The organism is Nitrospira sp. Vd2 (assembly GCF_979581665.1).
In genome coordinates, this window is sequence record NZ_CEFZSK010000001.1 from 1 (window position 1) to 12,775 (window position 12,775).

The window sequence follows — 12,775 nt, forward strand, 5'->3', positions numbered from 1 at the left end:
GGTTGGGCGGGCTTCTTCGAGACGCGCTTAGCCTTGGCACTTTTTGCAGGGCTCTTAGCCATAGGGCCACCTTCCAGGGAAAAAAGTGGCCAACTATACACAAGGCCTTGCGCCGGCGTCAATGCTGGCTGTCGGGCCTTTACAGATCGCGCCGGCCCTCGATGGATTTCAACAGGGTCACCTCGTCGGCATATTCGATGTCCATGCCGACGGGAATGCCGTAGGCGATGCGGGAGACTGTGACCCCGAGCGGCTTGATGAGTTTGGTGAGGTAGATTGCGGTCGCTTCTCCTTCGATCGTCGGATTCGTCGCAATGATCACCTCCTGCACGCCGCCCTCCTTGAGTCGATCGATGAGCTCTTGGGCGCGAATGTCGTTCGGGCCCACGCCGTCGAGCGGCGAGAGCGACCCCAGGAGGACGTGGTAGAGGCCGCGATACGCGCCGGCTCGTTCGATCGCGTAGAGCGTGCTCGGCTCCTCGACGACGAGAATCTTCGTCTGATCCCGCTTCGGATCCTGACAAAACTCACACAGCTCTCCCTCGGCAATGTTCCGGCACCGCTGGCAGAACGATAGCCCTTCCTTGACGGCTTTGATCGCGTCGGCGAGACGGAGCGCTTCCTCCTTGTCGGCCTTGAGCAGATGGAATGCCAACCGTTGGGCGCTCTTCTGGCCGACACCGGGAAGCCGGATGAGTTCTCGAACGAGGCGGTTGAGCAACCCCTGATTATCGACTGCCATGCGTCTGGTGGTGATCGAAGAGAAATGTTTTAGAACAGCCCGGGGATTCGGAGCCCGCCGGTGATCGATTTCATTTCATTCGCCATCATCTCTTTCGCCTTGCGTAACGCCTCCCCGGTGGCCGCAACGATGAGATCTTGCAGCATCTCCACGTCGCCCGATTTCATGACCTCGGGATCGATTTTCACCGCGACGATGTCCATGGCGCCGTTGGCCGTCACCATCACCATCCCGCCGCCGGCCGTCCCCTCGACCGTCTTTGCAGCTGCCTGCTCCTGAATTTTGGCGAGCTGCTCCTGCATGGCCTGCGCCTGCTTCATCATGTTGCCGAAATTCCCGAAGGGGTTCTTAGACATCGCGGCACTCCTTCATTATCTCAGAACCGGCCGAATCTCACTGACCTCGCCGCCGAAGATCGCGAGGGCTTGCCTGACCAGAGGGTGGGCCCGCGTCTGATCCAAGAGCGCGCTCTTCTGATCTCGCTCTTTGGCCGCCCGCAGTTCCGACACGCTGGGGGCGGCGGCCTGTACGTCGTCGGTTTGAATGACACGGAGCTGAACTGGAACGCCGGCGACTTCTGAGCAGATCGCAGAAATCATCTGAATCGAGTCATCCTTTTGCACGCGATCCAAGGCGACCGACGCGCTGGGAGGGTAGCCGATCGTGACGGTATTGGCTTCCATCCCAATGAACCTGGCCATAGCGAGAAACGGACCGATGCTGGGGTGCCGATGCTCGACGCGTTCGACCACTCGCTCCCATACGAGGACAGTGGAAGATGTGGGTGGCGTCGGGGCGACGGGCGGTCTTGCAGATGCCCGGCTCACGTGATCCGGCGCGCCCGATTCACGATGCGGGGCAGGGGGCGGTGGAACACGAGCCGGGACCGGCGTCTCCGCGTCTCGGCTTTGCCGAGCCGCAGGAGCGGCTGGCGTTGTCTGACGTCCCGCAGGTATTGCTGTACCGACTGGCGGTGGCTGAGTCCCCTTATTCTGGCGCTCATCCTGCGCTGCTGATCCCGCGCGCGGAGAGACGGGGGGATGTGTGCCGGCTCGAACAGGATCAGTCGTCCCGAGATGGGTCGCGCGCACCGCGGCGATCTCCAGGACAAACCGTGGATGCGCGCTCACGCGCAAGCCATCCTCGGCTTCAGAAAAGATGCGAAAGAGCTCGTTGAGATGTGCGGTCGTGAGGGACTGCGCATCACGGAGTAATTGGCGAAGTTCATCGTCGGAGAGATCGATCAGCTGGCGGAGTCCGGCGAGATCCTGCCCAGCCGGCACGACGGATGCCACAAGAAGATTGCGGACGTGTTCGACGAGATCATTGGTGAACGCGCGAAGATCATGGCCTTGATCCAGCAATCTGGCAATCACGTTCAGCGCCCGAGGACCGTCGTGCCGGACAACGGCCGTCATGAACTCGCGGACGGACTCCTGAGGAACGGAGCCCAACAGCGAGGCAATATCATCGTGCTTGATGGTCTTTCCCCCGAAGGACACCGCTTGATCGAGAAGGCTCAGCGCGTCCCGCATGCTGCCCTCACTGGCCCGTGCGATGGAGGCCAGGCTCCGGTCCTCGACCGTCAGGCCGTCCTGATCGGCGACATATCGGAGGCGATGAACGATTTCGGTCCGCGGGATACGGCGAAAGTTGTAGTGTTGGCAGCGGGAGAGAATCGTCGCGGGGATCTTATGGATCTCGGTCGTGGCAAAGACGAACACGACATGGGCCGGCGGCTCTTCCAGCGTCTTCAACAGCGCATTGAAGGCCGAATTCGACAGCATGTGGACTTCGTCGATGATATAGACGCGGTACTGACCCCGGAACGGCGTAAACTTGATGTTCTCGCGAATCTCCCGGACGTCGTCCACGCTGGTGTTCGAGGCGCCGTCGATTTCGATAACATCTACTGACGTCCCGTTTGCGATCTCCGTACAATTCGCGCACCCGCCGCACGGATGACTCGTCGGCCCCTGTTCGCAGTTGAGGGCCTTGGCAAGAATCCGCGCGATCGTCGTCTTGCCCACTCCGCGGCTTCCCGAGAACAAAAAGGCATGAGCGATGCGGTTGGTTGCGATTGCGTTCGTCAACGTTTGCACGACGTGCGGCTGCCCAATCACGTCGTCGAACACCGCGGGCCGGTATTTTCTCGCCGAAACTTGATATTCCATGATTCGCTTGGTCGTGATCCTGTGAGATCTATGTGAAATCTAGTTGTGCAGTTGCGGATGGTCTTCGATTACGTGTTCCACAATGCCGGGTGGCGATGCTTTGGCTAATGAAAACGGGGCCAGGTGATCCTGCGGCACACAGAGTGACCTACTTACCGTTGCTTCCTTCCGGACCTGGCGGGGTTCGCAAGCTTCTGTTGCACAGGGCCCGGCCCCTACTTTCTTGGCGCGATATCCGCCGGTTTTACCAGTTCAGGCAATGGCGCGCCAGAATTACCGACCGGCAACTCCCACGGACGCCATAACAGGGCGTCGCCGGAGCGACATTTAAAATAGAAGGTCACTAAGCGACGCCGCTTCCGGTGCTTGCTCGCCGCGAGAGGGTGGTACCTGGCGCGTCACTGCCTGATCGTTATCGTCTGTCGGTTCCTATCGCGCCAAAACATGGCGGAGAGGGTGGGATTTGAACCCACGGTGCCGTTTCCAGCACACGTGCTCTCCAGGCACGCCGATTCGGCCGCTCTCGCACCTCTCCGGAAAATTTTTAGCTATACTTGTTCGGAGGAACGGCATCTTAACACGCACCCGATATGGCGGCAAGGCGCGGGCGGGAGCCTAGATGGCGGCCTTCCTTTACCTTGAAGAGATTTTTTCCGACAAAGCTGATACAGTGACGATGGTCAATACGGGTATCACCTTAGCAACATTATCGTCTCATGGTAAGTGACCCCTCCGGAGCGAGTGGCAAGCTGCTTGCTGCCAGTGCTATTGCTGCCCGCCGTGTCCAGTGGATCGAGGCGCTTCACCGTCTCGCAACAATTCACGAAGCCGATCATTGGGAAGCGCTAGAACAGAAGATGTCGGCGGTGAAACCGGCGATTCTGCTCCTGGACCTGGCGCTTCCCGACCTGCGCGGCCGTCAGGGCCTCCAAGAACTACAGCGACTCAGCCCCGCCACGAAAATTATTCTCTTCACCAAAGCCCCAACCGAGACCGAGGGGACGGCCATGCTCGAAGCCGGTGCAAAGGGGTATTGCAGTACCGAGATCGATGCGGTCTTGTTGGTGAAAGCTGTGCGGATGGTGCAAAGAGGTGAGGTGTGGGTTGGGCGAAAGGTGATCTCTCATCTGCTGGACACCCTCGTGTCTCTGACCGAACAACAACGCAATCGGGCTCTGCCGAAGGGCGATCCGGCTCTGGAAGGGCTGACTCCACGCGAGCGCGAAATCGTCGAGCAGATCGGCAACGGTGCGAGTAACAAGGAAATTGCGCATTCATTGCATGTCTCCGAGAAAACGGTCAAGGCCCACCTTACGTCGATCTTTCGCAAGCTCGGCGTCGCAGACCGACTCCATTTGGCCTTGTACGTGAACGGGCATCGGCAGGCTCCTCGGTAAGGACAGAACGGCCGAGGGGCGGCTGTGAAAGGAGGATGGTGGGGTCCATAACGGTAGTGATCGCGGATCGGGAACGACGCCGAAGCGCGACCTGCCTGGAGCTCTTGAAGCGAGCGCGTACCGTTCGTGTGCTTGGCTCCGCAGCGAACGTGCAGGAGGCGGTGGCGTTCGCCGAGCGACGACCCGACATCATCCTGCTGGACCTCAAGCTGACGCAGGCAAGCGACCACGCGGTCGTTGCGTTGATTCGCGCAAAGAGTCCGCGCACCCAGATCATTCTCTTGTCAGGTCGCGCCCGAGACGCCGAAATTCTCGATGCGATCGCTCAGGGCGCGCGTGGGTATTTAGGGACCGTTCTCCTGCGCCGATTTCTGGTGAAGGCCGTGAAAGTCGTGGCCGCCGGAGAGTCGTGGGTTTCGCGGGCGATGGTCTCAAAACTGATCGATCGCCTCGCGCGCATCGGTCATCACTAACCGTACCTGGCGCGCCAGAGGCCGCTCGATGGCGGATCCACCGGGCAGGGGCGCGCCAGAGTTTCCTGTCGGCCATGGCCATGCTCACCGAAAGTGGTGTCGCGCGGCGCGACTCTCTTTCATTGACGTCGCTCAAGGCGAGATGCTTCTTGGCTCAACATAACGGTACGAGCCCTGTCAGTCCGTCGGTTGCTCCCGCCGTTTAGAACCCGTCGTTCCCCGCCTTGTGATCCTCTTGCCTGGACTTAAGTCCAATTGATTGAAAAGACGATGACCCTTTACTGTCGCGCGAGCAGCGAGGGGGATGTGGATTCGATCAGTGTCGTAGTGGCTGACCAGAAGAAAACTCACCGGACGTCTTATATGCGGCGACTCCGGCCGGAGCCCGGGATCTCGGTCGTCGCCGAGGCTGGCACTCCGTATGAAGTCATGAGAGCGCTACGGCTCAAACCCCAAGTGCTCCTTCTGGATTGGAAGATGTCCGTCATGCACGGCTTTTCGGTGCTCCCGCTGGTGCGGCGTCAAAGCCCTGCAACGCGGGTCATTTTGATCGGTGACCGCCTATCACGCGCTCGGATGCTTCGCGACCTGGCGCTCGGGGCGCGCGGCTATATGCGGCGTGCGCGTGCTCGCGTGCATCTCGCCAAGGCGGTGAGAGTCGTTGAGGACGGAGAGGCTTGGGTCCCGCGAACGATCGTCCCTCCGATCGTGGCCGCGGTTGCTCAAGCGAGCGAATAAAGACATCACATGGTCTGCACGCGTTGCCTGCGATCCAATCGCGCGGTCTTCACGCGCATCCTGCCCGGTCGGGCCTATGCCGTGCTGTGCGGCGGATGCTTGAATGAGGTCAACGGCACGATCGCAGACCAATTGCGAGCAGAACAGACGATTGGAGGCTCACCTCAGCGAAGGCTTGCGGGCGCGGCACCTGTCGTCGCATCTTCGATTCGCCTGCCATTTCCGCTCCTGCTGTTTCGGAACCCAGTGCGTCTCCCGACGTAGCGCGGTTGACCTGCAACGAGATCAGCTCAAACGGACACGGATGAGCACTGCGAACCCCACGGCCCATCGTATGGGCCGGGCCGTCGTGGGCGTGGCGTGATGGTCAGAGAACGCAGGTCGTCGTTTGGCGCTCGCCGGCGACGCCGTCTCCCGACACCGTGGCGAGAATTTGGTAATGACCCAGTCCCAATTCTTTTCCGTACGCCTGACCGACAAGGATGTCTTGGACGTGCTGATGATCCCAGGTGCGGAAGTATGAGCGGCCTTCCTTCAGGCCGTCGAAGTCGTGCCCTTCCAGTGCTTTGATGACGGCTGCGGTATCGGTCGTCCCTGCCCGACGCACCGCTTCGAGGATCTGGATCATCGCCGCATAGCCGAGATAACAGCGAGAGGTCGGCGTGTGGTTGTATTTCTCGATGACACCTTGGATGAAGCGTCGCGAGCTCTCGGTGTTGACTTTGGGATCCCAGATTAACCCCCAAATGCCCGCATTGTTCGCATAGCCGAGCGGCCGGCCGATCTGCTCGCCGGCAATCAGGCCGCCCACGCCGATCTTCTCCTTCGCCAGGTCCAGTTTCGTATACGCCTTCAACGCGTTCACCAGATCCCAGCCGTAGAGATTGAGGATCACCGCCTGTGGTCTAGCGGCATGTGCCTCATGCCATGCGGCAGTAAAGTCGGTGGCGCCGAAGGCGGTGATCGTCTCACCAATAACTTCGCCCCCCTGCCCGGTAAGTGCCTCCACCATTGCCTGCTTTGCCGATTTTCCGTCCATGGTGTCGGCGGTGATGAAGTACCATTTACCCCCGTATGCCTTGACGATGTGCGGCGCAACGGCCTTGGCCAGCATCTTTGCGTTGGGCATGAAGACGAACGTGTGTGAGTTGCAACGGGAGCCGGTCAGCTCGGGGATGTGGGCTCCCGTCACCATGAACAACTTGTTTTCCTGCTGCGCAAGCGCAGCGACCGCCAACGCGACGTCGCCATTGAACGTGCCCATGAGAAAATCCACCCGGTCTTCGCGAATGAGTTTCGTCGCGGCTTTGACGGCGGTCTGCGGGTTCGACGCATCGTCCATTTCAATCAACGTGCCTTGTCGTCCTAAGACGCCGCCCCGCTTGTTGTAGAGATCGAGCGCAACCGTTGCGCCGTGTACGTCATGGATGGACGAGGTTTTGTATGGGCTGGACAAAGGATCAATGATGCCGATCTTGATCGAGTCGGTCTTACCCGAATCACCATTCAGTGCGAGTGAGCGATCCAGCATGGCCCAATCGCCGAGAGCCAGCCCGCCTCCTACCACCGCCGACCACTTCAAAAATTCCCGTCGGGACAACGTCGCCATGCGTTCCTCCTCGTAGGACCGCTAAGCGGAAAGACCGCATAAGTATAACACGGATGAGAAGAATTACGGGATGGCTGCGTGAGGAGGTCGACGGGCACGCGCGGGCTTACGCCCGCACGTGCATTGTTGGCATGCTTACGGATTCTCGGAGGACAGCTCCGTATCGGTCATCTTCAAGGACCAAAATGCGGCTTCCTTCAGCTTCTTGATGCCGGGGTCGTCTCCGCGCTTGGCTTGAAGCTCACGATCCAGCTGATGCAGCGGCTCAATGGCCCGTTTGTCCGGCACCTTGCCGATGGCCCAGACGACCTCGGTCCGCACGCCGATGTCGAGATTGGGTCGGAAGAGCATATCTAATAAAGGAGGGATCACGCTCGCGTCCCCGAACGTTCCGCCCACCTGGCCGAGCCCTTTGGCCGCGGCTGCTTGCAACTCCGGATCGTTGGAGTTCTTCAACATATCGACGAGGATCGGGATCGCCTCCCTCCCGGTGTTGCCCAAGGCAACCGCCGCTTGTTTCGCAAGGTCCTTGTCCTTAAGCGCATCCTTGAGTTTCGGGAACGCCTCGTCGGCCTGCATCTCCCCAAGCAGCGAAATGATCTTGAGCTTGCGCATCTGCGAGGTGCCTGGCGCGTCGAGAAGCGTCAGCAGGCGATCCGCCTGACCCCACTCGGCCGTGAGGAGCAGGGGAAAGTCATATTGCTCAAGTCGCTGCGTGAGTTTCTCCATCGCATAGGCACCGGGGTCGGCCGCGCCGGCTTTCTGCGCGGCCTCCACCGCATCCGGGAAGTCGGTGCGGACTTCCTTTTGCCACTTGATTTTGGTCGAGCCGAGGAAATAATTGAGTTGGCATGCCGGCCCCTTCCAAATCCGTGACGGAGAGTCAGGCAAGTCGGCATCTCCGCCTGTCGGCGTCGTCCCTTCCCAGGTCTTGCGCTGCTCGCATTTCACGCGAAGCAGCACGTCATGCGGTTGTGCGGGCGGCACCACCTTGTAGCCGACTTCCTCCAAGCGTCGCGTGACGGTCGCCGCAATGGAATCGGCCGGGACGGTGCCCTTATCGGTAATTGCAATGGCGTCGACTGCGACGGTCTGGGCTTTGGCCAAATGTTCCTTCTGCTCGGGAGTGAAGTATTCACGATAGGCCCAACTCGTGGTACTGACGAGACCGATCGTCAAGGTGAGCAGGGCCGTTAGCGCGAAGTGCGTCATGGCTGCTCCTCTCTGTGAATGATTTAGGATGATGGCGGGATTCGAGCAACCCCACTCGGCGATCTCTTGTCACAGTATACGACGCGCGGAGGGCTACTGCTACAGCGATCAAGGGTGATTTGGCCGTCTTGACACGGGCCCGCTGGTCGGACTACAACGTAGCCGTGGCGACTACAGCCATCTCGTTCGAGAAGTTCCGAAGCTCCTCGATAGTCGGTGCGCGAGAGTGGCGGAACTGGCAGACGCGCGAGACTTAGGATCTCGTGGGCAACCGTGGGGGTTCAAGTCCCCCCTCTCGCACCAACCCGCGGCGTCGTCGACCCGCCCTTCCTTGATCGTTGAATCGCCCGCATCACTCCACATTCCATGACGTCGGTGAAGAGGTGGGAATCACATGAAACTGGAAGTCACTGAACTAGGCCCCAGCAAGCGAGCCCTTCGCATTGAAGTGCCCGAGGACGAAGTCAACCGGCAGTTCGATCAAGCCTACTTGGATTTGAACCGGCAGGTTCGTATTCCGGGGTTCAGGCCCGGCAAGGCGCCGCTCGCCCTGCTTGAAAAGCGCTATGCCAAAGCCGTGGAAGAAGAGCTGGTCCGCAAACTGATCCCTGATTACTATGACCGGGCGGTGCGGCAGGCGGGGATCGTGCCCGTTGTGGTTGATGTCCCACCGCTGGAGCGGGTGAAGATCAAGAAGAATGCGCCGTTCGCCTTTACCGCCACGGTCGAAATCAAGCCAAAAATCGAATTAAGGGACTACAAGGCTCCGAATCCCATTTCGCTCAAACCCGATAAGCGGACGGTCACTGATGAGCAAGTCACGCAGGCCTTGGAGGCACTTCGTGAGCAACAGGCGCAGCTGACCGCCGCTCCTCCCGGCACGGCGCTGGCGGAGGGTGACTACGCGGTGCTGGATGTTGAAGGATTCGTCGATGGCGTCCCGCTGGAAGGCGCGAAGAAGGAAGGGCAGCTCCACAAGGTTGGATCGAAGACGCCGGTCTTAGGGCTTGAGATCGATACGCACATCACCGGGAAGCGGGAAGGCGAGAGCGTCGAGCTCTCGCAACCATATCCCGCCTCGCATCCCGATGCGCGCTTGGCCGGCAAGACCGCCGTCTTTCGCGTTACCGTCAAAGGCGTGAAGCGAAAGCAACTGCCTGCACTGGATGATGAGTTTGCAAAGGACTGCGGTGCGTATACGAGCCTCGAGGAGTTGAAAGGGAAGCTCCGCAGCGAGATGGAAGCGGCATTGAAGCGCTCGATCGAGGAGTCGTACAAAGATCAGGTGCTCACCCGCCTGGTCGAGATGCATCATTTCGACATCCCGGAAACGTTGGTGGAGCGTGAGTTGACCGCCATGGTCCGGCAGCGTCTGGAAGCCCGAGCGCGGCAGGCCAAGCGCGGTGATGAAGCGGCGATCCGGCAAGAGGACGTCGCACGATTGCGCGACGAGTTGAAGCCGGACGCGATGCGGCGCGTCAAGGTTGGTTTGATCCTCGAAGCCATCGCGGAGAAGGAAGGGCTACGCGTCGAGGAGGCCGACGTGGCCGCGGAACTCGAGCGGCTTGCCCGGCGGCTCAAGCTCTCCGCTGAGGACGTGAAGCGGATGGTGGAGGCCGGAGGGCCGGACCTGCGCGATGAATTGCTCGGGCGCGTCCTTGCCGACAAGTCGTTGGACTTCGTCTATCGACACGCCGTCATTCAAGGGTGACGCGGCCCGCGGTCGCGCCCGACCGCCGCGTCGCCGCACGGTCGTTCATCGAAGGAGAAGGAGTGACGCTGTGAAAAGTGTGGTAAGATTAGCGTCGACTTGAGGAGATTCTCGTCGTCAGAAATGGGGCGGGGCGAAAGGAAAGAGAAAAGAGAAAGGACACTCAGCAGATGTTAGTGCCGATTGTCATCGAACAGACCAACCGCGGTGAACGCGCCTATGACATTTACTCGCGCTTGCTCAAAGACCGGATCATTTTCTTGGGTGCCCCGATCGACGATGTGTTCGCCAATCTCGTGATTGCCCAACTGTTGTTCCTCGAGGCCGAAGATCCGGAAAAAGACATCAATCTCTACGTGAACTCGCCGGGCGGGAGCGTGACGGCAGGGCTGGGCATCTATGACACGATGCAGTACATCAAGCCGCCGATCAACACGATCTGTCTCGGACAGGCCGCGAGCATGGGCGCCGTGCTGCTGGCGGCCGGGACGAAAGGCAAGCGATATGCGCTCCCCAACGCGCGGATCATGATTCACCAGCCCATGGGTGGATTTCAGGGGCAAGCGACCGAGATCGACATCCATGCACGCGAAATTTTGAAAATTCGTGAACGGTTGAACGAAATCCTCGCGAAGCACACCGGACAGCCGCTCGACAAGATTGCACAAGACACCGAGCGCGACTATTTTATGTCGGGGGACGAAGCAAAGCGGTACGGACTGATCGATGAGGTGATTACGCGGCCGCCCAAAGCGGCCAAGGAGTTGGTGAAGGACGGCGGGCGGGAGAAGGACGGCAAGGAGAAATAGGACCTATGCCCAAACAGGAAAAAATGGACCGCCATCTTCGATGCTCGTTTTGCGGAAAGAGCCGAGATGAGGTTCGGAAGCTGATCGCGGGCCCTACCGTCTATATCTGCGATGAGTGCGTGAACCTCTGCAACGACATCATCGCGGAGGATTGGGAAGAGACCAAAGAAGAGATCTCGTCGAAGCTCCGAAAACCGTCGGAGATCAAGCATCATCTGGATCAGTATGTGATCGGGCAGGAGCGGGCCAAGAAAATTCTGTCGGTCGCCGTCCACAACCATTATAAGCGGATCTCCGCCAACGAAGTCGACGATGTCGAGTTGCAGAAGGGCAATATTCTCGTCATCGGACCGACCGGAACCGGCAAAACTCTGCTGGCGCAGACCCTCGCCCGCTATCTCGATGTCCCGTTCACGCTCGCGGACGCGACGACCTTGACCGAAGCCGGCTACGTCGGCGAGGACGTGGAAAATATCATCCTCAAGCTGCTGCAAGCCTCCGATTACGACGTCGAGCGCGCCGAGCGTGGCATCGTGTACATCGACGAGATCGACAAGATCAGCCGAAAGAGCGATAGCCCGTCGATTACTCGTGATGTGTCGGGTGAAGGAGTCCAGCAGGCGCTGTTGAAGCTGATCGAGGGGACGGTCGCGAATGTGCCGCCCCAAGGCGGACGAAAGCATCCGCACCAGGAGTTCATCCAAGTCGACACGAGCAATATTCTCTTCATTTGCGGCGGCGCGTTTGTCGGGCTGGAAGCCATCGTCGAGCAGCGGCTCAATAAGAAGTCGATCGGCTTCGGAGCCGATGTCAGGGGCAAGAGTGAGCATCGGCTCGGCGAGTTGCTCGCCCAGGTGCAACCGGAGGACCTGCTGAAATACGGATTGATCCCGGAGTTCGTCGGGCGGCTTCCGGTCATTGCCACGCTCGAAGAGTTGGACGAGAAGGCCCTGATCCGGATCCTCACGGAGCCGCGCAATGCCTTGACCAAGCAGTATGAGAAGCTGATGTCCTTCGAAAAGGTGAAATTGAAATTCACCGACGGCGCGCTTGGCGCAATTGCCCGCAAGGCCTACACGCAGAAAACCGGCGCCCGCGGTTTGCGCGCGATTTTGGAAGAAGTGATGCTCGATGTGATGTATGAAATTCCATCACAGAAGCAGATCAAGGAAGTCATCGTCACGGAAGAAGTGATTCAAGGCAAGAGCCAACCGATCCGCCTCTTCGATCACGACAAGGAAATGAAGAGCGCGTAAGCGTCCTCGCCTTCACCGCCATCAGCCTGGCCGCGACGTGTGGGTCGCGGCCTTCCGTCTTCTCGACATTCCGTAGTCCTTCGCTATACTTGTCAAGTCACGGGTGGAGGCCATGAGACTGCCGGTTATCCTTACGTCCGGTCATAAGGGCAAGGCGCTCGAGCTCGACTGCGAACGGGAACTCATTACCGTGCGCGGCCCCAAAGGGGAGAAGCTCGGGTCAGTGTCCTGGGCGTTCATTATTGAACAAGCGTGGACCGCAAGCGAGCCCGAACGTCCTCAGGACCTCCGCCACCAACCGAGGTTGTCGCTGGTCCTGAAGGTTCGGTACACGACGGCGGGTGGGAAAACGGTCGAAAGCCGAGCCGGTGGGATCGGCGGCGGCGGTTTGTTCATCGAAAGTGATAGCCCCCTGCCCGTGGGGACGGATATCGAGCTGGCCTTCACGTTGCCTGATCAGCCCAATGAATGGCTCCATGCCAAAGGCACGATCGCGTGGGTCTGCCCCAAGGCCGACCACTATACGTTTTCGCCGGGCATGGGCGTGCGATTCAATGACATCGCGGCGGACGCCCGTGTCCGGATCGTCCAGCTCGTCAATTCGCTCAAGCGGTTATGATGCGGTCGGGAGCCGTTGCCGGTCAGGCCAGGATG

General features: G+C 59.8%; 12 protein-coding genes, 2 tRNA genes and 1 other RNA gene. 8 read left to right on the forward strand and 7 right to left on the reverse strand.

Going from position 1 to position 12,775, the window contains the following annotated elements; translation table 11 throughout:
- Nucleotides 1-139: 139 nt before the first annotated feature.
- The 5 genes from recR to AC1U7K_RS00025 all read right to left on the reverse strand — a co-directional run bounded on the left by recR (nt 140) and on the right by AC1U7K_RS00025 (nt 3,451).
- Nucleotides 140-742, reverse strand: coding sequence for a recombination mediator RecR (recR, locus tag AC1U7K_RS00005; RefSeq protein WP_480248761.1), 603 nt, complete (start codon nt 740-742; stop codon nt 140-142).
- 29 nt (nt 743-771) lie between these two features.
- Nucleotides 772-1,098 (reverse strand): YbaB/EbfC family nucleoid-associated protein, encoded by a 327-nt coding sequence (locus tag AC1U7K_RS00010; RefSeq protein ID WP_480248762.1) that lies wholly within the window; start codon nt 1,096-1,098, stop codon nt 772-774.
- 15 nt (nt 1,099-1,113) lie between these two features.
- Nucleotides 1,114-2,916 (reverse strand): DNA polymerase III subunit gamma/tau, encoded by a 1,803-nt coding sequence (dnaX, locus tag AC1U7K_RS00015; protein WP_480248763.1) that lies wholly within the window; start codon nt 2,914-2,916, stop codon nt 1,114-1,116.
- A 114-nt stretch (nt 2,917-3,030) separates the two neighbouring features.
- Nucleotides 3,031-3,130: signal recognition particle sRNA small type (ffs, locus tag AC1U7K_RS00020), an RNA gene on the reverse strand.
- A 231-nt stretch (nt 3,131-3,361) separates the two neighbouring features.
- A tRNA-Ser gene (locus tag AC1U7K_RS00025) sits at nt 3,362-3,451 on the reverse strand.
- Nucleotides 3,452-3,632: 181 nt separating this feature from the next.
- Between AC1U7K_RS00025 and AC1U7K_RS00030 the strand changes: the two genes are divergently transcribed.
- The 3 genes from AC1U7K_RS00030 to AC1U7K_RS00040 all read left to right on the forward strand — a co-directional run bounded on the left by AC1U7K_RS00030 (nt 3,633) and on the right by AC1U7K_RS00040 (nt 5,524).
- On the forward strand, nt 3,633-4,313 hold the full coding sequence (locus AC1U7K_RS00030) for a response regulator transcription factor (protein WP_480248764.1): 681 nt from the start codon (nt 3,633-3,635) through the stop codon (nt 4,311-4,313).
- Between the two features lie 35 nt (nt 4,314-4,348).
- Complete coding sequence (locus AC1U7K_RS00035) at nt 4,349-4,786, forward strand: response regulator (protein WP_480248765.1); 438 nt, start codon at nt 4,349-4,351, stop codon at nt 4,784-4,786.
- A gap of 270 nt (nt 4,787-5,056) precedes the next feature.
- The gene (locus AC1U7K_RS00040) at nt 5,057-5,524 is read left to right on the forward strand and encodes a response regulator (RefSeq protein ID WP_480248766.1); all 468 of its coding nucleotides are present in this window, start codon (nt 5,057-5,059) and stop codon (nt 5,522-5,524) included.
- A 367-nt stretch (nt 5,525-5,891) separates the two neighbouring features.
- Here AC1U7K_RS00040 and AC1U7K_RS00045 read toward each other — a convergent pair whose 3' ends face one another.
- Nucleotides 5,892-7,133 (reverse strand): ABC transporter substrate-binding protein, encoded by a 1,242-nt coding sequence (locus AC1U7K_RS00045; RefSeq protein WP_480248767.1) that lies wholly within the window; start codon nt 7,131-7,133, stop codon nt 5,892-5,894.
- A gap of 135 nt (nt 7,134-7,268) precedes the next feature.
- Nucleotides 7,269-8,345, reverse strand: a complete 1,077-nt coding sequence (locus AC1U7K_RS00050) for a HEAT repeat domain-containing protein (protein WP_480248768.1) — start codon at nt 8,343-8,345, stop codon at nt 7,269-7,271.
- Between the two features lie 220 nt (nt 8,346-8,565).
- Here AC1U7K_RS00050 and AC1U7K_RS00055 point away from each other — a divergent pair.
- The 5 genes from AC1U7K_RS00055 to AC1U7K_RS00075 all read left to right on the forward strand — a co-directional run bounded on the left by AC1U7K_RS00055 (nt 8,566) and on the right by AC1U7K_RS00075 (nt 12,740).
- Nucleotides 8,566-8,648: transfer RNA gene (locus AC1U7K_RS00055), tRNA-Leu, on the forward strand.
- Between the two features lie 91 nt (nt 8,649-8,739).
- The gene (tig, locus tag AC1U7K_RS00060; protein ID WP_480248769.1) at nt 8,740-10,056 is read left to right on the forward strand and encodes a trigger factor; all 1,317 of its coding nucleotides are present in this window, start codon (nt 8,740-8,742) and stop codon (nt 10,054-10,056) included.
- A gap of 107 nt (nt 10,057-10,163) precedes the next feature.
- Nucleotides 10,164-10,865 carry an ATP-dependent Clp endopeptidase proteolytic subunit ClpP gene (clpP, locus tag AC1U7K_RS00065; RefSeq protein WP_480248907.1) on the forward strand — a complete coding sequence of 234 codons (702 nt, stop codon included), beginning with the start codon at nt 10,164-10,166 and terminating at the stop codon, nt 10,863-10,865.
- A 5-nt stretch (nt 10,866-10,870) separates the two neighbouring features.
- Nucleotides 10,871-12,121, forward strand: coding sequence for an ATP-dependent Clp protease ATP-binding subunit ClpX (gene clpX / locus AC1U7K_RS00070; protein WP_480248770.1), 1,251 nt, complete (start codon nt 10,871-10,873; stop codon nt 12,119-12,121).
- Between the two features lie 112 nt (nt 12,122-12,233).
- The gene (locus AC1U7K_RS00075; RefSeq protein WP_480248771.1) at nt 12,234-12,740 is read left to right on the forward strand and encodes a TIGR02266 family protein; all 507 of its coding nucleotides are present in this window, start codon (nt 12,234-12,236) and stop codon (nt 12,738-12,740) included.
- Nucleotides 12,741-12,775: the final 35 nt, after the last annotated feature.

Excerpts from the sequence above, each read along its gene's own strand:
- recR (WP_480248761.1), bottom strand. The coding sequence starts at position 742 with ATGGCAGTCGATAATCAGGGGTTGCTCAACCGCCTCGTTCGAGAACTC.
- AC1U7K_RS00010 (WP_480248762.1), bottom strand. The coding sequence starts at position 1,098 with ATGTCTAAGAACCCCTTCGGGAATTTCGGCAACATGATGAAGCAGGCG.
- dnaX (WP_480248763.1), bottom strand. The coding sequence starts at position 2,916 with ATGGAATATCAAGTTTCGGCGAGAAAATACCGGCCCGCGGTGTTCGAC.
- AC1U7K_RS00030 (WP_480248764.1), top strand. The coding sequence starts at position 3,633 with ATGGTAAGTGACCCCTCCGGAGCGAGTGGCAAGCTGCTTGCTGCCAGT.
- AC1U7K_RS00035 (WP_480248765.1), top strand. The coding sequence starts at position 4,349 with ATGGTGGGGTCCATAACGGTAGTGATCGCGGATCGGGAACGACGCCGA.
- AC1U7K_RS00040 (WP_480248766.1), top strand. The coding sequence starts at position 5,057 with ATGACCCTTTACTGTCGCGCGAGCAGCGAGGGGGATGTGGATTCGATC.
- AC1U7K_RS00045 (WP_480248767.1), bottom strand. The coding sequence starts at position 7,133 with ATGGCGACGTTGTCCCGACGGGAATTTTTGAAGTGGTCGGCGGTGGTA.
- AC1U7K_RS00050 (WP_480248768.1), bottom strand. The coding sequence starts at position 8,345 with ATGACGCACTTCGCGCTAACGGCCCTGCTCACCTTGACGATCGGTCTC.
- tig (WP_480248769.1), top strand. The coding sequence starts at position 8,740 with ATGAAACTGGAAGTCACTGAACTAGGCCCCAGCAAGCGAGCCCTTCGC.
- clpX (WP_480248770.1), top strand. The coding sequence starts at position 10,871 with ATGCCCAAACAGGAAAAAATGGACCGCCATCTTCGATGCTCGTTTTGC.
- AC1U7K_RS00075 (WP_480248771.1), top strand. The coding sequence starts at position 12,234 with ATGAGACTGCCGGTTATCCTTACGTCCGGTCATAAGGGCAAGGCGCTC.